We start from the raw sequence: 21,102 nt of genomic DNA, 5'->3' as shown, positions 1-21,102 counted from the left end.
CCGCCGCTAGGTTAGTTAGAAGCAAGCTTCTAACTAACCCCGCTCGACTTGCATGTATTAGGCACGCCGCCAGCGTTCGTCCTGAGCCAGGATCAAACTCTCCATTAAAGACCAACCGAAGCTGGTTATAGAAAGAGCGATTAGCTCATTTTGAAACTGACGAGATAAAATATCTCATTGTTTTATTTTGCGAACAAAATCAATTTACTCACTCGTTGTTCAGTTTTCAAAGATCAAATTCTTTTTCACTGCGTTTTTCAGCAGCTATAAGATCATATCATGTTCATTCCAAAATTGCAAGGGTTATTTTTTTCTTTTTTTCGAAGATCATTTCACCCTGCTTATTCTCTTTTGAAACGGCTGTTTTGTTGTCAGCCCAAATAATATATCACATTTCCAAGCAACTTAGCAAGCACTTTCTTCATTTTTTTATTTTATGGATAAATCCACTCATTTTCTGCTCCGTTAAATCAGTCAAGGGGCTAGCTGCCCCCTCACTAGCTGGTGACTCCCTCTGGTTCGAACACCTCTGCTGGCCAGTGCAGCTCCACACCTTGGCGAAGAAGAATATTTTGAAAACGTCCAAGATGTTCTTCTGACCGACTCACTTCAAAAGGATATACTCCGTTGGAGACACAGTAAGCCGCCAAGCTTCCCGACGCTTCTCCTATATTCCATTCAGTAGGATGTAGCCGATAGCAACCATTGGCTATTTGAGTCATCCCTATATTTTTGCAAGCAGGAAGCAAATTACGTACTCTCACAGGAATCAGTGAACCCAATGGAATTTCATAAGGATAGTTAGGGATATAAAAGGTTCGCTGAGATACCGTAGTCGGATGAAGATCTAAATGGTAGCTGCCCACACCTACACTGTCTGAATAACGTTTGGGTCCCTCCTTACCCCGAAGCTCACGACTTACATCAAACTCTGAGATCGTATACTTGGCCTTAATCCTACGCGACTCGCGAATATAAGCCGTTTTAGCCAGCCCGTCAGAAGTCCCAAGAAAATCACCCCTTGGTCGAATTCCTGGATAGCCGAAACCTCCATCTAAGCGGGGAGCTTCAGTTTGAAGCCAATATATTAATGAACGGGTCAACTCACGCGCTCCTTCGCGATGTTTTGCCTGCTCCTGAGCGGTGACGCCGATCAATGGTCCTAGGTAATAATCATTTTGCGCCCAGTTTAAAAGAGTAACCTCGCCATCGTTTAGCGGTTCGCTCCATATGGAGGGATCTACGATACGACGATAATCCCATAAGGATACAATACCCTGATCGTTAGGGAATAATGTGAACTGTTTTAGCTTACTGGTATCATCTGCATCTGTAGCAAACCAGCTCAAAATCGGAAAACGGGAAAATGACGGGATATAATTTCTCCAGAAATCGTATTGCTGCGGTCGCTCTATAATGAAGCTTTCCTGGGGGATATAGTCTACAGCAGCCACATGTGTGATAGATTGCATATCAAGAGGATTAGCACACTCCAGTGCGTGAGGCTCCCCCGTTGCAGCCCGTGACTCCGCTCCACTCGTATGCTCCACACCCGCCATGGGAAGGAGATCACCACACTCTGTGGCATCCAGATAAAACGTTCCATGCAGCACTCTGAGGCCACTCTTATGATCAGGGTTATGCGAGGTACGGACGGTAACAGAAGTAATACAATCTCCATCTGTCTGAGCAGCAATAGGCACGGTGTGATAATATACACGAACGCGTCCCGTATTTAAGTAAGGAGCAAGCATATCCTCAAGCACCTGTAGAGCTACCCGTGGTTCATGGGCCAGACGACTTACCCAGCCGTTCCCAGGATTAAGAATCGGATCATTGTAGGCTTCTTCGGTTAACGGATAGTTCTGACGGTAATACTCGCGTACACGATTACGGAACTGACGATATGTTGCTGTGCAACCAAACTGTTCGATCCATCGGTGCTCATCTGGGGGAACAGCCTGTGAAGTTAATTGCCCTCCCAGCCAGTCCGTCTCCTCTGTCATGATGACTCTCATACCAGCTTTCGCCGCCGCAAGGGCTGCCGATGTCCCTCCCAGACCTCCGCCAATCACAACAACATCGGCATCAAGCCGTTTTTGCGTCATGGTTCGTTCCCCTTTCATTTTTGTACTAAGATTCCATCACTTCAAAAGCTAGTCTAGCAGCGCCGATGAATCCAGCGCGATTGCCCAACATTGCCCGACTTACTTCTGTTTGAACTCCCAGTTGGTACAAATGCTTTTCCAGCAAGGGCCACCATACCTCTCCCGCATCCGCTACTCCTCCCCCAACAATGATCAACTCAGGATCAAGGGTCACCGAAATATTAGCCAGAAGCAAAGCTAAATCTGCCGTGTAGTCATCCAGTGCCTGAATAGTCTTCAGATTGCCGTGAGCGGCCTCTGTCACAATCTCGTTCCCCGAACGGTACAGTTTTCCGGTGTATTCACTGCCTCGACGTAACAGGGCACTACCTGATACGTATTGCTCGGCACATCCCTTTTTCCCGCAATTACAAGAGTGACCTCCGGGAAATAAAATACTGTGCCCCCAATCGCCGCCGCTCCAGTGAGCCCCTCTACACAAGAGGCCATTTTCCATATACGCGCCTCCGACCCCTGTTCCCAAGGTGAGCATGACCAAGCACTGTTTGCCCTTCCCAGCTCCCTGCCACGCTTCTCCTAGTAACGCAGCGTTCGCATCATTATCTGCAACCGCACGTAGCGCCAACTTTTCTTTAGCCCACTCCACCAAGGATGTACCCTGCCAGCCAGGCAGGTTATCTGTGGCGTACACAACTTCACCGCTCTCCACGTTCACTCTGCCAGCAGTAGCAATGCCTAAAGCGCCTATGCCTATAGATGTACTCACACTGGTATCTCCAAAAGAACGCATCAGTCCGAATACAGCCTCAGACACACGCGACAACACCCATTCACGCCCACGTGAGGCATCTGTATCCATTCGAATTTCATCAAGTACCGATCCATCCCGCGCCACTATGGCGGCCTTTACGGAAGTTCCTCCAATGTCGATCCCAATGACTTTGTTCAATGCAACTGCCACCACCATATCCTCCTTGTTCCCCCACATAAAACCTTACGAGCTCTTAGCACAAACCTTCTATGGATAGAAAAACATGATGAACTGTCGGAGCGTGCCCTATTCCAATCCGCAATCGCAGAATTTCAATAACTTCGTTCAATCACCGCTCTCGCTGTTTTTTCCTTCATCTGTTTGGTGTGACTTGTGTGCTTGCGAGCAAGTCCTTCGCAGATGAGATCAATCACGAATAGCTGCGAGATTTTGGCGCCGATTGAACCGCCTTCTATCGGAGCTTCCTTCCCTGCGGTCAGTAAAACAATATCTGCAATGGAGGTAATAGGTGATTTTGCATAATTCGTAATTGCGATAACTGTTGCTCCGTTCTGCTTGGCCTTGTGCAGCATGTCGTTGGTATCCAGTGTACTTCCTGATACACTGATGCCAATAGCGACATCACCAGGACTCATGGACACGGCCATCATCGACTGAATATGTCCGTCTGCCACAGCCTCGGCGCGCCGCCCAATCCGCAAGAATCGGTTTTTAGCATCCTGTGCGGAAATTCCCGATGCACCTACACCGAAAAATTGAACATAACCCGCTTGATCGAGACACGCTATCGCACGACTAAGCTCCGAACGGTCCAAGAGCCCCATACTGGAGTGCAAAATATCGAGCATATTGTGATACACCGTGCGGGTAATATCATGTTCGTGATCTGGGTCGATGTTCTCCTCGCTCATATCGGTTTTTCGATAAGTCTGGTTTTGTGCCAGCGACAGTCGGAAATCCTGATACCCTTTAAAACCAATTTTCCGGCAAAAACGCATAACCGTCGTTTCGCCTGTACCTGCGAAGTCAGCTAGCTCCGTCACGGAGAAATATATGATGTCAGCGGGGCACTCCAGTACGCACAAAGCGACTTTTTGCTCCGATTTCGTTAATGAAGGATAATACGTGTTAATTCGGTCGTTCATCTCCATAGATGCATTTCACTGCCTTCCTTGCGGCATCGGCAAACCGCTGCGTAATCAATTGGGGTCTAGTAATCGCCGAGCCTACAACCACTGCATGTGCACCCAGCCGAAATGCTTCCTCTACTTGTGCCGGATCATGGATTCTGCCCTCTGCAATGACAGGAACAGGAACCAGCTCTGACGCTCTCCGCACCAATTCCAGATCCGGACCCTCTATCTGAGTAGAATATGACGTATAACCGGATAACGTCGTGGACACGCAGCCCACACCAAGGGAAGCCGCATGAAGCGCCTCCTCCAGTGTCGATATATCCGCCATGGAGGTGACTCCGTGCTCATGAGCGTAATCTATGAGTTGCTTCAGCTTGCCCCCCTCTGGGCGCGGTCGTAATGTGGCATCCAGCGCAATGATATCCGCACCTGCCTCCACTAGTTCCTCCATTTCACGGAGGGTAGGCGTAATGTAAATATCAGAATCATCATAATTCCGTTTAATCAAACCAATGACTGGTAGAGGGATCGCCTGTTTAATCGCACGTACATCCGATGCACCATTGGCACGAATCGCTACAGCTCCACCCTCCTGTGCAGCACGTGCCATTTTGACCATAAAATCTGTTCCATGCAACGGTTCGCCAGGTAGCGCCTGACAGGAAACGATTAGTCCATGCCGAACCTTGGATAATATAGCTTCCATCTCCATAGGAATCACTCCCTCTCCTCAGCATAATGCCGAACGGTCAATCCAACTTCAAAGGTACGGTTCCACGGCATGTAGCAATCTGTAATTTCCACGCGACCCTCCGGCCCGTTCACATATTCATCGAGCGCCTGCTCCAGCCGTCCGCGAATGACCGCAGCTACCGATCCTCTAGAGCCATCGAGCATAAACTTGTTAAAACCCATCTGCTCCACAATTCCATTATTCATAGCTGTACGTACCACAGCACAATAACAGGCATCCTCAGCGTAGCGCAGCCCCAGAAAATCCAGGTGTTCCTCCGTAGGACCATAGCGGACATAAAGCATGGACTGGGCAATGACGGTACCGAGCGTATTAGAACTGGTATTCCAGCCTGCATAGCCTGCCAGCTTAAAAAGCAGTCCTTTTTGCTTCAATAGTCTAAGCAGCTTGAGATCGGCGCCGTTGGCGTAAGCTACATCAGCAATTGCAATATGTTTATTGGCATCATGCTGCATATGAGCACCGTACTCCACCAGTTCTACCAGATTCCGATGTACATCATATCCGGCCATCGCATGCTGCTGGGATGAAGCTTCTGCCATCGTGTCACCAGGTGTGTTGGCCAGCAAAATCAAATCAGCCTCCGCTGCTGAGGAAGCAATCAGCCCACCTGCCGCTATAATCTGATACTTTAACGTTTCGTAAAAATAACGATCCTCAAAAAGCGGGACTACGAACGCCCCCTGCAAAGCAGATAATCGAGGATATACCAGTGGAACTACATGATTCGTCCGATTCACCCAACGAGCTAGCAACGTACAACCCACTTCGTCTGCCCCCGGATACATGTATACTTTCAAATCCAGCCCAAGCTCGGAAATACGACTTCTTAGTCGCTGTTGATCCTTGGCGGTATAGCCGTAGGGAGCCGAATCATCCTGTGGAATGATCAGAAAATCAATCACGCCTTCTGCTACCAGTTCCAGTGCTACTTGATTAGCTTCCAAATTCACACGGCGACGCCCTAGATAATCGTCCAAAATCTCTATAGGCAAACGCTTGTTGATGTCCGCTAATTCCAGCAACTCTTCTGCGGTAGCGATCGCTAGCTCCTGACGATGCTCAATGAAGCCTTTTCTAAATATTTCACGACCCCAATCAGCATAGTAGTCTGGTTCCTCATCAGCCAAAGAGTATTGCGGACAACGCATAATCAATTGAAAGGCATACAAAGTCAGTTGCGGGTATAGCTGCTTCAACCTGCGAAGACGATTAGCCCTGTCCCTGACCTGCTCACTCGACATTCCGTGTAGCCGGGAGGGTACGATTCCCCCGTACAGCAGCGTATCCATCGCAATAATCGCTCCATCAGCAGTCGCCGCACGTTCTTCGAGCCACGTCCATAGCCTGGTCGTATCGCCAGGGATTTTCTTTTGTCCCATCCATTCTAAAGGAGGGCGCTCCATTTCAAGGTCTGTGCCCTGTGCTAGTAAGTAAGGAAATTGATAATTGCAGGGCCGCTCATCCAGCGGTACAAAAAGTAATCGGGTATTTGGCTTCACCATACGCTCCACCTCTCCTGGAAATTACCGTTATTCTAACGGCAAATGGTAATTTTCAAGGCAGCTATGCTGTCTTGTTTCTTAACCATCACCAATTCTCACAAGATCAGTCGATATTTGCCTTGTTCATCCTGATCGACATAGCCCCACTGCACGGCGGCACGGATCGCTGGATTGCTCCCCAGTCGAGTCTCTGCTTCTAGGCAAGCCGTGATACCGCGTCGTAGTTCGTCCACGTCCTCGTCCGTCAGAGGCGGCGGCTTTTGTCCGCCAGTTGCTTCGCTCTGCATGAGGTTTCCTAGCGACTGCACATCGTTCTGGCGCTCGTTGCCTAGCGCAGCTTGGCGCAGCACTTGCCACAGGTCCACATCCAACTTGGCACGTTCCAGCCAAGGCGTAGCCTGTGCCACGAAGCCTGCCGCCGCATCATTGGCAGATATATTCTGTAGGACGCTCACAACGTGAAGCAGCCGCTCGAAGTAGATATCCAGCGCAGGGATATCGCGCATTTGCAAGGCAAGGTCCACGTCCTCATACGTGCTGCTGCCCAGTCGGCTGTTCTTGTTTTGGCGACAGAAAAACATCAGTTCATCTGCATGCTCCCCCGCTAACTCCCGCACAGCCCATTCCCAGGACAGCTCCGGCATATAACGCTCACTGTTCCACATATAGTGGGACATCGTAATAAGCGTCACCTTGGAGCACTCCCATTGGTTCATTGGGTTGGCCACCATGCCGGTATGTCCGCAAGCTGGAAGCCCGGAATACCGTCCGCGCAGCGGATCGAGGAATAACCGATCATGGTCACAATCATTCACCGGGATGTTATCCCATAACCACAGCTCATGCCCATAGAATGCATGGTTATCGGCAGCATGCTGGCGACCAATCTGTGGAGCAAATACAAAGTATCCCGTCCAGAATACCTTAATATCTGGATGCAATCGCTCCCGGAAATCCTTTTTGTATTCGGTATCCCAATAGGACCAATATTCCGATGGACAGACTGTCAGCGTAAATTCAGGCAGCCGCTCAGCCAACCATGTATGAACCTTGTTCGTCAAGAAGACATGAGCGTGACCCGAACGGCCCAGCAAATGCCGATTTTCCCCTTTAAGGACGTAGTCAATGTCATCCATTAATACAGAAAAATGACGTACTCCTATCGTTATCATGGCTGCCAGCTTCTCCGTCAATTTGAGAAAATCTTCAGCGCTACCAAAGTTCAGGTCATTCCCTGGACTAATACAATAGTGAAAATCAATCTCGTGCCGTTCACAGGCTTCCTTTAATTCGCGGATTTGGGCAAACATCTCCTCGGGGTACGGTTCCCTCCATAGCTCGCGATGATAGGGATCGTCCTTGGGAGCGTACATAAACGTGTTCATCCGATGCGCAGCCATAAAATGAACGGCATCCAGCCGATCCGCGAAACTCCACGGTTTCCCGTAGAAGCCTTCAATGATTCCTCTGACCGGAAAGGAGGGCTCATCCCGAATAGACATCACCGGTAGCGTACATCGTTCCTGTTCTACTTGAAGCAGGAGATGCAGGGCATCCATGCCGTATTTGAGCCCTCTTTTATTGGATGCATGGATTTCAATTCTCCCTTCCTTCTGAATGTCCAAACGATATCCATCGGCAGTAAGCGTTCCGTCATATTCGAGCATCAACTGCACGCTTCCCCTTGTTTCAGTCGGAACACCGGGCCCCGGAGGTGCAATGAGTCGGATCGGTCCCTCGGGGTCAAGCACACCTTCATACTCCTGATTCATTGCAAAGCGAGAGGACAGTTCACAGATCAGGTTCGGTTCAGCGATAACCAGTTTGTCCCCACTGTCATACACATCACGAAAATAATATTGAACCTCCTGTGGTATTAGCCCTACATCCGAATTAGGTCTCATTCTTTTGGACAGTTCCATGCTAATCGTCTCCTTCCATTTACGGGCTCTCCGTAGCCGAGACTTCTGACTTAGCCTTTTACGGCTCCCGCCAAGCCTTCCATATAATAGCGCTGTGTGAACAGGAACAATATAATGATCGGCAATACCGAAATCATTGTGCCTGCAGCAATCCAGCCAAAATTATAGGCAAACTGACCATTGAGATACGTAAGCGCAGCTGCCAGCGGGTAAAGCTCCGTATCGTTCAGAATAACGATAGGCCACAGGAAGCTGTTCCAGAACGACATGGCCTCCAACAGAGAAATCACAGCAAGCGCCGGCTTGACCAGTGGAAGCACCAGCTGCCACCAAATTCGAAACTCCGAAGCGCCATCCATTTTACCTGAATCACGCACATCGGCGGGGATATGAATAAACGTCTGCCGCATTAGAAAAATGTTGAACACAGAGACTGCCCCAGGCAACACCACACCCATATATGTATTGCCCAGATGAAGCCCTTGAATGGTCAGATAATGCACAATAAATGCCGTGTAAGAAGGAATAATCATTGTAGCAATCAGCAGCGTAAACACCACATTTTTACCCTTAAAACGAAATACAGCCAAGGGATATCCCGTCAAACTGGCCAGTACCACATTGAGCACAACGCCCAACACCGTAATGATGACTGTATTCAGCATATATTTAGGGAAATCCATGAACTGCCACACCTGAACATAGTTGTCGAAATCAATAAAGGTCGGGAAGATCGCAGGCGGCGTTGAAAAAATATTACGGCCTGGCATGAGGGATACACTAAGCAGCCATAGAAACGGTCCCATCAAAAAGAGGGCTAGCAGCACTAAAAGCACATACATTACCGTCATTCTGATCACTCGACCAAGACTACGCATGATGCGACTGCTTTCTTTTTTAGGAAGAGACGAGCGCAGCATTTTATCATTCTGTAGATTCATCAATAGGGATTGACACCGCCTTTCCTATTGAATCGGAATACAATAATACTAAGTACCGCAATCATTGCACCGACAATTAAGCCAAGTGCCGAAGCGTACCCAAAATTAAACTGCTCCATCCCCTTTTGAAAAATATACAAGCTGGATGTCAACGTGGCCGTTCCCGGTCCACCCTTGGTTAACACATATACCTCATCAAATACGCGAATAGCTGACATGAGCGATATGAGGGTACAAAACAGAACGTATGGCTTCAGCAGCGGAAGTGTAATATGAACAATCAGACGCCATCGACTGGCTCCATCCACCCTAGCGGCTTCGTACAGATCTTGAGGAATGTTTTGTAATCCTGCCAGATAGAGCATCATATAATACCCGAGTCCCTTCCACATCGTGATGAACATCAGTACATACAAGGCTAAATTGCTGTCCGATAACCAGTGTATGTCTTTGCTAATCAAACCGACTTGTATAAGCAAATAGTTCACTACGCTGTTATTGCCCAACAGCCAGCTCCAAATTAAGGCCACAGCTACCATCGAAGTCACAACAGGGATGTAGTAGGTCGTACGAAATATTTTAATTCCGGGGATACGACTGTTCACCAGCACAGCCATCAGGATAGAGAATATTTGAAGAAAGGGAACAATGAGCACGTACAACAATGAGTTCCAAATCGAAATAAGAAAGTTACGGTCCTTAAACGCTGCTTCAAAATTATCCAGGCCGACAAAATGGGTATCTGATATGACAGAGTAGTCCGTCAATGCCAGCGGAATGCTGTAAATAATAGGCCAAAATACAAAGACGGCAAGCAATAACAGTCCCGGCGTCATAAAGGCCCAGGCCGTAAAGGACTCCGACCTCAACCATTTGATCATGCTGCATCACCACCTGATTTTGATAAATGAACAGGGGAGTATTCGCATTACTCCCCTGTCATACCTATTGCTTTAAAATATCATTCACTTCCTGCTCCAAGGCAGTAAGCGTCTCCTTCGTATTACTTCCGTTCAATAAAATATTTTGCAAGGCTCGCGCGATCGCGCTGTTCACATCCTTGGCATTAGGCACACCGACCATATAATCTGTCGCCTTATCCAAGCTTTGTGCAGATACTACCTTGGCTTGTGCCTCTAATGATTGGTCAGACTGAGTAAAATACGGGTCTTTAATCGATTCTTTCGTGGAAGGTAGTGTATTGGCCTCTTTAGAAAATGCCGTTTGACTCTCTGCATTTGTTAAGAAAACAGCAAATTTCACCGCCTCGTCTATATGTGCAGACTTGGTAGGTACGACCAGGTCCATAGAGTTGGAAAGCCGCAAATCAGCTTTGCCGGTTGGGACGGGAACAGCAATCGTATTTTTATATACGTCCGGCGCTGCCGTTTTGATAAAATTAATGAACGTTGGGCCAGCCAGCTCGAAGGCAACCTGCTCTCCGGCATAATATTTCACTTGCTGTGAGAAGTCAGCATCTTCCTTGAGCACGACACCATCTTCCATCTGTTTTTTTAGATTATCAATCATGGTGACTGCGTCTGGTGTGTTGAATGCAGCTGCTGTCTTTTCTTTATTTAAGATAGGAATACCGTCAACCGCAAAAAGCTTGGATACAAGCTGCTGAGCATAGCCGGCCTTACCGATTTTTCTATTGATTTGGCGGCCCCATTCTGACAATTCCTCCCGCGTTTTGGGCGGATGGGCAGGGTCCAATCCAGCTGCTTTAACCAACTTAGTATTCATGTAAAGCACTTCCGTGCCTGTATACCAGGGGAGTGCATAAGCTTTACCGTTAATAACAGTCGAATTATAAATACCTTCGAAATAAGCAGCCTTTTCCTCAGGCGACAAGTGTTCATTCATATCAACAACAGCGCCCTTAGAGCCCATTTGGCTAGCAAATTCCGTATTGAGATTCACTACATCCGGACTGCTGTTGCTAGCGATACTCGTCAACAACTTATTGGTCACTGCATCATACGGGTAATCCTTCCAATCAATTTTGACATTAGGGTTCTTCTGCTCATAATCGGCAATGACCCGATTAAAATACGGGGTAAATGTAGGTTGTAGCGCAATGGTCCAAAATTGGAGTGTCACTTTCCCTCCGTCTACCTTTTCCGGCTTTGAGCCTCCGCCACCGCAGCCGCTCAGCAGTACAACCAGCGCCAGCATAGATACAAGCAACCGTAACCTGCCTTTCGCTTTCTTTGTCACATGGTGACCCCCTTGTTCTTAGTTGATTAAGGTAAATTATAACAGAAATACCGTTATAGAAGGAACATTTTTTCAATAAAATAAATTTAGAAGGAATAATTTTTCTTTTATTGGATACAAAAAAGACGCCTCTTCAATAGAGACGCCATGTTTGCCAAATCAACCCACAGAGGATTCATATCTATTAATAATATGGAGCCATGAAAACGTACACCAAAACTCCAGTCAAGCTCACATATAGCCAAATAGGCATCGTCCAACGGGCAATTTTACGATGTTTTGCTACCTGCATCGTCCATCCCCATACAACTGTGAATAGCGCCAACGGTACGATAATCGCCGCGAGTATACTATGCGAAATCAACAGCGTAAAGTAAATCGGCCGAAGGATACCCACACCGCCATATTTTGCAGTTTCCGGTGAAATGTAATGGAAGGTCAGATAGGAAAATAAAAACAAAACGGTACTGGCGAAGGCCAGCAGAATAAAGGTTTTATGCACCTTAATGTTTTTCTTGAAAATCGCAACCAATGCAGCCACCAAGAAAATAAATGTGAAGCTGTTAAAAATCGCATTCAACCTTGGGAAAATAGTGAGATCAAAACTAACACTCCCCTGGTATCCGATCGGCGAAAAGAACAACAGCAAAATAATCACATTGGCTATAATGGAAACGGTGATAATCAAGGCTGTAAAATTACGATTGCTCGTTGGAACGTACTGCTTGTCCTCACTCGCTTTATTCATCATGAGCGTCTCCTTCGTTTAAATTCAGGTTTTCGTTATTTTTGCGGTCATAACCATAATATATTATATAGAACTCATGGATAGCCTGTGAAGTGACAACAGTATGAACAATTTCACAGCCATTCTCCAGAAAATATGCTTCATCGATTTGGGAACCACTCTTACTTCCCAATATCAACGGTAGAATGCATTCATTTTACAAGCTTTATGCACACAAAAAACACCGGGAAGGGATCGTTCCCCACTCCGGTGTTGTGTCGGCTATGCAATAACGCGCCTTGATAGCAATATTCATTGCTGCCAGACGTCACTGTATTCCTGATGGCGCTTGAACAGAGCCAGCGCATACGAGCAAGCCGGGATCACCTTTTTATGCTGTTCCCTCGCCATAGCAACAACTTTGTCGATGAGCTCCTTGCCAATTTTTTGACCCCGTAACTGTTCAGATACAAATGTATGGTCAATGACCAGAGAGTGGTCATCTACAGATTTATAACCTACTTCTGCAACTACCTGTCCATCATCCACCATGACTACTGCATGGTCCTCCTCGCGAATTTGTCTCATGAGACCAATCCCCTTTCTGACTGAAGAAATGCCGTAACGACTCCATGCGAACGAACGCTGCATTCACTTGATACCCACGCTAGATATCCTTATCATTCCCCTATTTAGGGAACAGCGAAACATCACATACATAAAAAAGGAACTATCGTCGACACTATATTTATTCCAATTAAGGTAAAGGGAGGTGCTGTATTGGGTACGGAAATGAAACCTGTCATCCCGTTTGAACCAGAACTGAGTGAAAAAGTCCCTATAGATGCAGGCCCTTGGCGTTACGAAATAAAATGGGACGGTACAAGAATTTTAACGTATCACGACCAGGGCAACACGCGTCTGTTCAATCGTAAGCAGCATGAACGAACGCTGTTGTACCCGGAGCTTGCTCGCTTCTCCTCCTACTGTAGGGCAGATTCAGTCATACTGGACGGGGAGATGATCGCACTTGGTGCCGACGGTAAACCGTCGTTCCATGAAATTATGCGCCGGGATCTGATTCGCCGAACGGAGCGAATTCAGGCAGCCTATGAAGCCGTACCCGCTACTTACATGTTGTTTGACATTGTATATCTAAATGGGGAATGGGTTCATCGCAAACCGTTACAGGAAAGGCTTGAACTGCTGCATCAGATCATCATACCGAATGAACGGATCCAACTGGCTCCTGCTCATCCTGATGGACAGGCTCTTTTTCAGGTTATGTGCAGCCAAGGAATGGAAGGTATTGTGTGCAAAAAACTGGATAGTCCCTACACATTGGGCGGACAGGACAGACGATGGGTCAAGGTCAAAAATTATGGCGATATCATTGCCGTTATCGGTGGCTATACCCTGAACGGAGGTGTGATCAACGCTGTATTGCTGGGCCAGTATGATAAGCAAGGAATGCTGCGCTATATCGGGCACGTGGGTACAGGTAAGCTGACTCGTGGAGATTGGCGTCAGCTTACCGAGCGCCTGATGCCACATACTCTATCGGAGCGACCTTTTATTAACAAACCGGATCGGCATCAAGACGCATTTTGGGTGAAGCCCATGTTTACCGCCAAAATTCAATATAGTGAGTGGCGGTGGCAAGAAGGACGTACCTTGCGTCAGCCCTCCATCCAAGCTCTTGTGGATCAAGGTATTGAACAGTGCATCGGACCCTGGAAGTGACGTTTTGCCGATACTTTTTCAAAAAATGCAGAACAAAGTTTGTATAAATCATTGCAACCAGTGGTTAATTAAATTACAGTTAACTAATTAACTACATCGAGGTGGATCGCATGTTCTTTTTTTTGGACTCCGAAATTCGTCAACTGGCCTATAACCTATTTCCAGGTGGCAATAAACCGATTGGTGTTTTGGTAGATTTATTTTCTATAACATACGAAATAAGAAAAAATATGGAAAAACGTTCACGTGAGTTTGGTCTCTCCTATGGGCAATATATTGCACTTTGTGTACTTTCTGCGCAAAGAGATGAAATGTCATCTCCTTCAGCGTTGGCTGAAAAGATGGGTGTCAGCCGGGCAGCCATCAGTTCTATGGTCATTTCTCTTGAGCAAGAAGGATTCATAAATAAATACGACGATCCCAATGACAAGCGGGGAGTTTTTGTTTCTCTGAATGATAAAGGAAGAAGTAAAATCCAGCAGATGGACCCTTTTTTCATAGGGCTGGCTTCACGTCTGATGTCAGACTTTACTGAATCGGAACTCTGCCAGTTTCAGACCTATTTGTCACGCGTACGAGATGCTTTTGAAGATGTTAAAGGTTCGCGTCTAACCACCCCCAGCGCCCTCAGAGAGGAGAAAGACAAATGGTGCGAAGACTAAGACAAAATCTGTTCGTCAAACTTGCCCGCAGATCGGCTGGTCGAATGATAACAGCATCCGATTTTAAGCCTTCGCATGCTCCCAAAGTACATCGGACTGAGAGAATGATCCCCACCTCTGTAGGTGATTCCAGGGTAATTGTATATGAACCTTCCCTCCGGTCTGCTGATCCACTCCCTGTATTCGTCAATTTTCATGGTAGCGGATTCATAATGGGCAGCGCTGAAATGGATGACCCCTGGTGCCCGGTCATTTCCGAACGAGCGAATTGTGTCGTCGTTAATGTCGATTATCGCTTGGCCCCGGAGCATAAATTCCCTATTCCGCTACAGGAAAGTTATGATGTGACCCAATGGGTGTACAAGCATCCTGACGTACTAAACATCGATCCCCAACGCATTGCGGTCGGCGGACATAGTGCAGGAGGTAATCTTGCAGCAGCGCTGTGTCTTATGGCCCGGGATCGCAAAGAATTCCCAATTGTGTATCAGGTGCTGGATTACCCATCACTGGATATTGCTACAGATCCCAAGCTGAAGCCCCAATTTGAGAAGGCGATCCCGCCTCGCGTGGCAAAAATCTTCAATGAAAGCTATTTGCGCTCGCCAGATGAGGCACGAAATCCGTTGGTTTCTCCTATTTATGCAGAATCGCTGCATGATCTTCCTCCTGCGCTGATCATAACGGCCGAGTTGGACTCCTTGGCTGAGGAAGCTGAGCTGTACGCCAAGCGGCTGATTGAAGCGGATGTGCCCGTAACGTATAAGAAATATATGGGCGCCGCACATGCTTTTACTCATAGCGGGGATCTCGCTGTAGCTGAAAGTGCCTGGCACCTGATGAGCGATCAGTTGAAGTTAGCATTTGAATTTCGTATCGAGGACACTCTGGCAGAGCTGAAGAAATAAAAATAAAAATAAAAATAAGCCTCCTGCTTCCACTGCCCTCATGCAGTCGGGTTCAGGAGGCTTATTTTTTATCATTACAAACTGTTAAAAGCTTCAGTCAATACAGGTACAATTTGCGATTTGCGCGATACGACGCCTTTCAGAACAGCCTTGTTGTCATCCAACTGTACATTGTAGGCTTTTTCAACTGCCTGAGCCTGGCTTCCCAGCGCAATACCAATGGAATCACTGTTCACAATGTCTGTTACGACGAACAAGAACAGATCAAGATTTTTGGCTGCAATGGTTTGGGACAAAGCAGCTTCCAGATCAGCTTGACGGGACAATACGTCGTTTACGTCTACTGCGTTCACTTGTGCGATTTCCACTTTGCGTCCATTCATCTGGAATTCTTTGGCGTCCAAGCTTACTAACTGCTCAATCGTGTGGCCACTCAAATCAGCACCCGCTTTAAGCAAGTCAAAACCGTAACGGTCTGCATCCACACCAGCAATTTCAGCCAGTTCGCGGGCAGCGGCTACATCCTGATCTGTGCAAGTCGGGGACTTGAACAACAGGGAATCAGAAATAATCGCGGACAACATCAGACCTGCGATTTCTTTGGGAATGGCTACACCATTTTCCTTGTAGAGCTTGTTCAAAATGGTGGCTGTGCAACCTACTGGCTCAGCGCGGAAGTACAGCGGCTGGCTTGTTTCAAAGTTAGCGATCCGGTGGTGATCAATGACTTCAGTTACGCGCACCTTGTCAATGTCAGTTGCGCTTTGCTGGCGTTCATTATGATCGACCAGAATGACGCTGTCTGTTTCGGCAGCAACCTGCTCAACCAGACGCGGCGCGCTCACTTTGAAATAATCCAGCGCATACTGCGTTTCCCCGTTAACCTCGCCCAGACGAACCGGCTCTACGTCCGCGCCCAGTTTGGTTTTCAAGTCTGCATAAGCAATAGCTGAGCAAATGGTATCCGTATCCGGATTTTTATGCCCAAAAATCAATGTTTTTGCCAACATAATCGACTCCTTCACCTTAAGCATTTTACGTGATTGTGTAACCTCTACAATTCCAATGCAGATTATATCATTAAATCTTGCATTCTCCCATTCCTCTTCGATTGATTTCAAAAATAATCTAGTAAATTCATAACATTTCCATGGAATCTATATGTGAAGTTAACCTTATTTTTTCTAAAAATATAAAAAACATATAGTAATATATCCCACCAATATGGTAAGATATGCCTCAAAACTGGCAAGTTAGTCACCAGTGGTCAATTCTATTATTTTAGATATTAAGGGAGGCGTGAGAACAACGGCAGTGGCTTCAAATCCTAGTATGTAGAGATATCATATTTTGATTGAAAAGAGGGAAATCTTTGAAAAAGCCGATCATTTTGCAAAAAATACCTGTCGTATCACTCGCTCTTGCCTTGACGGTAAGCTTATCTCTACCGTCTTTCAGTTCTGCCGCTACTGCAGATCTGCCAATCGACTCATTTTTAAAAGCTCAGGAAGCATTAACTATTGAGTCGGCTCCAGCCTTTATCTCACCTGAGCTGAGCACAGACTCCTCTCGTCAGGTCAGAGTCATCGTACAGCTTGATGGCGAGCCCCTAGCTGTGGACAAATATGCCGCACGTTCAAGCGCCAAAGCTTTCACCGCTCAATCCGAGCAAAAAGCCGAATCTGCGATCGCCACCGAGCAAACAACGTTCGTAGACCAAGCCGCTGAGCACGGCATTTCCCTTCAAGTGAATTACCAGTACAATACGGTGCTTAACGGACTGGAGGTTACAGTGCCAGCCAATAAAATTCCAGAATTGGCTAAACTACCAGGCGTTAAATCCATTCACGAAAACAAAACATATTATTCCATCCCCGTGCAGGACCCACCAACACTTACAGCCAATGAAGCCACTTATGACAATGCACCACTGGACCAAATTGGTGTGCCTGAAGCCTGGGCCAAAGGATTGCATGGCGAGGGAATCAAGGTCGGGGTTATTGATACCGGTATTGATTATGAGCATCCAGATTTGAAAGAAGCCTACAAAGGCGGATATGACTCTTTTGAACAGGACAACGACCCTTACGAGGAACCGTTCCTTGAAAAAGAGAATGATCCGTACGGCACAGGTTTTAGTGGAACGACACATGGTACTCATGTCTCCGGTACAATTGCCGGGAAAGCTGCAAATAAATCCTCGGATATTGTACAAAAAGGCATTGCCTATAAATCGGACTTATACGTGTATAAGGTGCTTGGACGCAATACCAAGACCGGTCGTTCCTCCGGTTCCTCGGCTCAGGTCATTGACGGTATTGAACGTGCTGTCAAGGATGGCATGAATGTCATCAACCTGTCGCTAGGTTCAGATTCTGAAAAGGATCCCAACTCCCCGGATGCCATCGCCATCAATAATGCGGTACTTTCCGGGGTAGTCGCGGTCATCGCGAACGGTAACGCTGCACAACAAGGACCCTATTTTTATTCCATGGGTTCTCCCGCAACATCCCAGCTAGCGATTTCCGTTGGTGCAGCCACTTCACCAAGCAAGAGCTTCTCAGGCACAGCCTCAGTGACACGCGACTCCTATTGGGAGGACAACGGTGAATTAAAGAAAACCGTAACTACTGATACCTATGCACATTACGACTTTAATTTGATGGGCTGGGAGACAGGCAGAGAGGACTTTGCCTCCGTTATGGGAACTGCCCCTTATGAGCTTGTATATGCTAATTTGGGACAAGCTGATGATTTTGAAGGAAAAGACGTAGCCGGTAAAATTGTCCTCGTATCACGGGGCAACCTGGCGTTCGTGGATAAAATCGCAAATGCGAAAGAAAACGGCGCGAAAGCCGTCATTGTTTTCAATGGAAATACGAAACCTGGTGACATCACCAAGGCTGATTTAGGGGAAAGCATTTCAGGTCGCGATGACTACGTAAATTCCAATTTGGGTGACAGCTTTGACTTTATTCCGACCTTTGACATGAAAGGTAAGGAAGGTCGCGCGCTGGCTAAACAAATCGTAGACAACGCTGGAGAGAAGTTCTCCGTTTCCTTTGGTGCAGACTATATTCGCACAGATCATTCAGGTAATACCATGGCCGATTTTAGCTCCCGTGGACCCAATGGAGATGAACTGCTGAGCATCAAGCCAGACGTAAGCGCACCGGGTGTTGGCATTTTGTCGACGTACCCTGCCTTCGCCAAGTTCTATCCAGATGCATCCTATGAGCAAGCTTACAAACGCAGCAACGGAACGAGTATGGCATCTCCTCATGTGGCTGGACTTGCGGTGCTGCTGAAGCAGCAGCATCCGAACTGGACACCGTTTGATATCCGCGCTGCTCTGGCAAACACTTCGGTTACACTCTTTGATGAGGATAAAATCCAATATGATGTGTATTCCCAAGGTGCAGGTCTTGTAAACATTGCAAATGCGATTCAGACTCCAGCCCTGCTGGAAACCGTTGAAAAGATTACGATTCTTGACAAGAACTTTAATCGGCAGGAAGTTGTGAATTACAATCCTTCCGCCAGCTTCGGGGTGTTACGACCGGGTAGTGATGCGAAGCAGATCCAGCTTCAGCTCAAAAACTTATCCGCAAACCCTGTGCAGTATGAAGCCAGCTACGTTTTACATGATAATGTCACCTCTGATCCAACTAAGCCTATTGCAACACCTGACGTGAGCAACATTACCGTTCAGTTGCAGGGGGTTGGCACGAATGGATCTATCTCGGCAGAACCAGGCAAATCGCAACCGTTCTTCCTGTCTGTACAACCAAGTGCGAATGCAGCTACAGGTGTATATGAAGGAGAGGTTATTCTAAAAAGCGCTGGACAGCCGACACTTCATCTTCCGTTCGTTGTGCATGTCGGCAAAGAAAACCCAACGACAGGTTTCGGCTTGCAGGATCTAAGTTTCACGAACCCGATTATTTATCCAAGTCGTACAGGTGCGGAGCGCACAACAGATTTGGCTTTCCGTCTGACCACAGATAAAACCAATCAGATCGCGCTCTATGTATACGGATTAGATGATAAGCTAATCGGTCTGATTGATGGGATTGCCACTACCAAAGAACAAGGAGCTAACGCTCGCCTCAAACAAGGCGCATATTCCTTTAAGGGGATTAACGGAAGTTATGTTGAATTTGATGACAATGGCAAGCCTGTTCTGGATGCTAACGGTCAGCCGGTTATTCAACACTTGAAGGATGGCGTGTACAAGCTGGAAGTCAGCTCTCCAGAACTGAATGAAAAGGGAGAAGTTGAACGTAATACCGATGGTCCTAAACTGTTCACTGCCACGAAATCGATCCGTGTGGATAATAGTGCCGCATCCGGTGGTAGTAGCGGCGGCGGAGGTGGTGGAGGTGGCGGCAGAAGCAATACTACACCTTCTGCTGCAACGAAAACATCCACCCCTGTCGCTACATCTGCACCTTCACTGCAAAGCGTAGTGAAGCAAGGACAAGCTGTAAAAACTGTGCCTACAGCCGTTGCGTTAAACAATAATGTACAGTCACTGACAGTAGCTGATGCAGACCTGCAGGCTGCCGTGACAGCAGCTGGCTCCAGTCCGACAGCTATCGTATTGTCGGCTACTAGCCAAGCAGGCCAAACGACTAAGGCATCACTCACTTCGTCACAGCTGGCAACACTGGGCAAAGCCGCAGCAGGAAGCAGCCTGATTGTGAGCAATACAGGTTCTTCCCTGGCATTGCCGGTATCTGCTCTAAAAAATGCACCTGAAGGTGCAGGCATTGAAGTGGTCATCAGTAGCCAGGCAGAGGCGAGCGGCACATTTACAAGCAAGCTTAAAGGCTCGAATGTGATCGGCACCCCGGTAGGGTTTGAGGTCAACGTTGTCACTGGTGGCAAGAATCAACCGCTTAAAGTGGTCCCAGGACAGTTCATTAGCCGATCCTTTACCGTACCTGGTCAAATTGATCCTAATACAGCCGGTGTGCTCTATACGGCGAATGGAAATGTCTATCCCGTTCCATCCGTTTTCACCAAGCAAGCTGATGGATCTACCATCGTTAAGGTAAGTCGTCCAGGCTTCTCCACGTATGCAGCGGCGACACGTCCTGTTAGCTTTGAAGATATTTCATCGTCGTATGCCCAATCCGAAATTCGATCGCTAGCGAATAAGTTGCTAATTAACGGCACAACCGATACAACATTCTCACCGAAGCAAAACGTGACGCGTGCAGAATTTGCAGCCTTGATCACCCGGGCACTTGGCCTGACACCAGGTACTGCTGCACCATTCAGTGATATTCCGGCAGGTAGCTGGTATTCCGGGGATGTGGCAGCCGCATATGAGGCCGGATTGATTACAGGTCGCAATAACGACAAGTTTGATCCGCAAGCAAATATCAGTCGTCAAGAAATTGCTGTTGTGCTGGGCAAAGCAGTGGACTTGCTTCAAATCAAAACAGCAACCGATGGTCCTGCACGCACACCGTACCATGATACTTCATCCTTTGCAGGCTATGCCAAGGACAGTATTGAAAAAGTAAGTGCAGCAGGTATTATTAACGGAGCCACGATCAAAGGCTCTTCCTACTTCCAGCCGAATGCGCCTACAACACGTGAGGCATCTGCCAAGGTGCTGCATGTACTTTTAAAAAAAGCTGCGCTGATTAACTAACAATTAAAAAAGCCCCCCAAGCCGTTATTTAACCAAAGT

The 21,102-nt window shown here is 47.4% G+C and carries 16 protein-coding genes and 1 rRNA gene; 4 read left to right on the top strand and 13 right to left on the bottom strand.

The window, feature by feature from the left end; translation table 11 throughout:
* The 12 genes from MMB75_RS20740 to MMB75_RS20685 all read right to left on the bottom strand — a co-directional run.
* A 16S ribosomal RNA gene (locus MMB75_RS20740) occupies window positions 1–108 on the bottom strand; the annotation flags it as partial.
* A gap of 389 nt (window positions 109–497) precedes the next feature.
* On the bottom strand, window positions 498–2,108 hold the full coding sequence (locus MMB75_RS20735) for an FAD-dependent oxidoreductase (protein ID WP_016820252.1): 1,611 nt from the start codon (window positions 2,106–2,108) through the stop codon (window positions 498–500).
* A gap of 25 nt (window positions 2,109–2,133) precedes the next feature.
* A complete protein-coding gene (locus tag MMB75_RS20730; protein WP_100212681.1) occupies window positions 2,134–3,075 on the bottom strand; it encodes an ROK family protein in 942 nt (313 codons plus the stop codon).
* Window positions 3,076–3,191: 116 nt separating this feature from the next.
* Window positions 3,192–4,031, bottom strand: a complete 840-nt coding sequence (locus MMB75_RS20725) for a MurR/RpiR family transcriptional regulator (protein ID WP_016820250.1) — start codon at window positions 4,029–4,031, stop codon at window positions 3,192–3,194.
* Window positions 4,009–4,728: an N-acetylmannosamine-6-phosphate 2-epimerase gene (locus MMB75_RS20720; RefSeq protein WP_029514353.1), complete on the bottom strand. Its 720-nt coding sequence runs from the start codon at window positions 4,726–4,728 to the stop codon at window positions 4,009–4,011. The genes MMB75_RS20725 and MMB75_RS20720 overlap by 23 nt, the downstream gene beginning before the upstream one ends.
* A 5-nt stretch (window positions 4,729–4,733) precedes the next feature.
* Window positions 4,734–6,275, bottom strand: a complete 1,542-nt coding sequence (locus tag MMB75_RS20715) for a DUF4127 family protein (protein ID WP_016820248.1) — start codon at window positions 6,273–6,275, stop codon at window positions 4,734–4,736.
* 95 nt (window positions 6,276–6,370) lie between these two features.
* Window positions 6,371–8,197: a protein O-GlcNAcase gene (locus MMB75_RS20710; protein ID WP_031462672.1), complete on the bottom strand. Its 1,827-nt coding sequence runs from the start codon at window positions 8,195–8,197 to the stop codon at window positions 6,371–6,373.
* A gap of 50 nt (window positions 8,198–8,247) precedes the next feature.
* On the bottom strand, window positions 8,248–9,138 hold the full coding sequence (locus MMB75_RS20705; RefSeq protein WP_025363791.1) for a carbohydrate ABC transporter permease: 891 nt from the start codon (window positions 9,136–9,138) through the stop codon (window positions 8,248–8,250).
* Window positions 9,138–10,019 (bottom strand): carbohydrate ABC transporter permease, encoded by an 882-nt coding sequence (locus tag MMB75_RS20700; RefSeq protein WP_016820245.1) that lies wholly within the window; start codon window positions 10,017–10,019, stop codon window positions 9,138–9,140. Before MMB75_RS20700 ends, MMB75_RS20705 begins: the two co-directional genes overlap by 1 nt.
* 64 nt (window positions 10,020–10,083) lie before the next feature.
* Window positions 10,084–11,358: an ABC transporter substrate-binding protein gene (locus tag MMB75_RS20695; RefSeq protein WP_016820244.1), complete on the bottom strand. Its 1,275-nt coding sequence runs from the start codon at window positions 11,356–11,358 to the stop codon at window positions 10,084–10,086.
* Window positions 11,359–11,542: 184 nt separating this feature from the next.
* Complete coding sequence (locus MMB75_RS20690; protein ID WP_013369012.1) at window positions 11,543–12,109, bottom strand: DUF420 domain-containing protein; 567 nt, start codon at window positions 12,107–12,109, stop codon at window positions 11,543–11,545.
* A 288-nt stretch (window positions 12,110–12,397) separates the two neighbouring features.
* Complete coding sequence (locus tag MMB75_RS20685) at window positions 12,398–12,673, bottom strand: GNAT family N-acetyltransferase (protein ID WP_013369011.1); 276 nt, start codon at window positions 12,671–12,673, stop codon at window positions 12,398–12,400.
* A 192-nt stretch (window positions 12,674–12,865) separates the two neighbouring features.
* Between MMB75_RS20685 and MMB75_RS20680 the strand changes: the two genes are divergently transcribed.
* The 3 genes from MMB75_RS20680 to MMB75_RS20670 all read left to right on the top strand — a co-directional run bounded on the left by MMB75_RS20680 (window position 12,866) and on the right by MMB75_RS20670 (window position 15,398).
* Window positions 12,866–13,828 carry an ATP-dependent DNA ligase gene (locus MMB75_RS20680; RefSeq protein ID WP_019685886.1) on the top strand — a complete coding sequence of 321 codons (963 nt, stop codon included), beginning with the start codon at window positions 12,866–12,868 and terminating at the stop codon, window positions 13,826–13,828.
* A 110-nt stretch (window positions 13,829–13,938) separates the two neighbouring features.
* Window positions 13,939–14,490 carry a MarR family winged helix-turn-helix transcriptional regulator gene (locus tag MMB75_RS20675; RefSeq protein WP_016820242.1) on the top strand — a complete coding sequence of 184 codons (552 nt, stop codon included), beginning with the start codon at window positions 13,939–13,941 and terminating at the stop codon, window positions 14,488–14,490.
* Window positions 14,475–15,398 carry an alpha/beta hydrolase gene (locus MMB75_RS20670; RefSeq protein WP_019685885.1) on the top strand — a complete coding sequence of 308 codons (924 nt, stop codon included), beginning with the start codon at window positions 14,475–14,477 and terminating at the stop codon, window positions 15,396–15,398. The genes MMB75_RS20675 and MMB75_RS20670 overlap by 16 nt, the downstream gene beginning before the upstream one ends.
* Before the next feature lie 74 nt (window positions 15,399–15,472).
* On the opposite strand, the gene MMB75_RS20665 is transcribed toward MMB75_RS20670, so the two are convergent.
* Entirely contained in the window at window positions 15,473–16,408 is a 936-nt protein-coding gene (locus tag MMB75_RS20665; protein WP_016820240.1) for a manganese-dependent inorganic pyrophosphatase, read from the bottom strand.
* A 362-nt stretch (window positions 16,409–16,770) separates the two neighbouring features.
* Here MMB75_RS20665 and MMB75_RS20660 point away from each other — a divergent pair, with 362 nt between their 5' ends.
* Window positions 16,771–21,063, top strand: a complete 4,293-nt coding sequence (locus MMB75_RS20660) for a S8 family serine peptidase (RefSeq protein WP_019685884.1) — start codon at window positions 16,771–16,773, stop codon at window positions 21,061–21,063.
* The last annotated feature ends 39 nt before the right edge of the window (window positions 21,064–21,102 follow it).

Origin of the sequence: Paenibacillus sp. P2(2022) (assembly GCF_029522175.1) — a bacterium.
GTDB lineage: Bacteria > Bacillota > Bacilli > Paenibacillales > Paenibacillaceae > Paenibacillus > Paenibacillus polymyxa.
The sequence above is the reverse complement of the archived record's forward strand: the minus strand, read 5'-3'. Positions and strand labels throughout refer to the sequence as shown.

What these genes read in the sequence shown, in the direction of transcription:
- MMB75_RS20715 (WP_016820248.1), bottom strand. Translation starts at nt 6,275, where the DNA reads ATGGTGAAGCCAAATACCCGATTACTTTTTGTACCGCTGGATGAGCGG.
- MMB75_RS20685 (WP_013369011.1), bottom strand. Translation starts at nt 12,673, where the DNA reads ATGAGACAAATTCGCGAGGAGGACCATGCAGTAGTCATGGTGGATGAT.
- MMB75_RS20730 (WP_100212681.1), bottom strand. Translation starts at nt 3,075, where the DNA reads ATGGTGGTGGCAGTTGCATTGAACAAAGTCATTGGGATCGACATTGGA.
- MMB75_RS20720 (WP_029514353.1), bottom strand. Translation starts at nt 4,728, where the DNA reads ATGGAGATGGAAGCTATATTATCCAAGGTTCGGCATGGACTAATCGTT.
- MMB75_RS20710 (WP_031462672.1), bottom strand. Translation starts at nt 8,197, where the DNA reads ATGGAACTGTCCAAAAGAATGAGACCTAATTCGGATGTAGGGCTAATA.
- MMB75_RS20735 (WP_016820252.1), bottom strand. Translation starts at nt 2,108, where the DNA reads ATGACGCAAAAACGGCTTGATGCCGATGTTGTTGTGATTGGCGGAGGT.
- MMB75_RS20670 (WP_019685885.1), top strand. Translation starts at nt 14,475, where the DNA reads ATGGTGCGAAGACTAAGACAAAATCTGTTCGTCAAACTTGCCCGCAGA.
- MMB75_RS20690 (WP_013369012.1), bottom strand. Translation starts at nt 12,109, where the DNA reads ATGATGAATAAAGCGAGTGAGGACAAGCAGTACGTTCCAACGAGCAAT.
- MMB75_RS20700 (WP_016820245.1), bottom strand. Translation starts at nt 10,019, where the DNA reads ATGATCAAATGGTTGAGGTCGGAGTCCTTTACGGCCTGGGCCTTTATG.
- MMB75_RS20665 (WP_016820240.1), bottom strand. Translation starts at nt 16,408, where the DNA reads ATGTTGGCAAAAACATTGATTTTTGGGCATAAAAATCCGGATACGGAT.
- MMB75_RS20705 (WP_025363791.1), bottom strand. Translation starts at nt 9,138, where the DNA reads ATGAATCTACAGAATGATAAAATGCTGCGCTCGTCTCTTCCTAAAAAA.
- MMB75_RS20725 (WP_016820250.1), bottom strand. Translation starts at nt 4,031, where the DNA reads ATGGAGATGAACGACCGAATTAACACGTATTATCCTTCATTAACGAAA.
- MMB75_RS20675 (WP_016820242.1), top strand. Translation starts at nt 13,939, where the DNA reads ATGTTCTTTTTTTTGGACTCCGAAATTCGTCAACTGGCCTATAACCTA.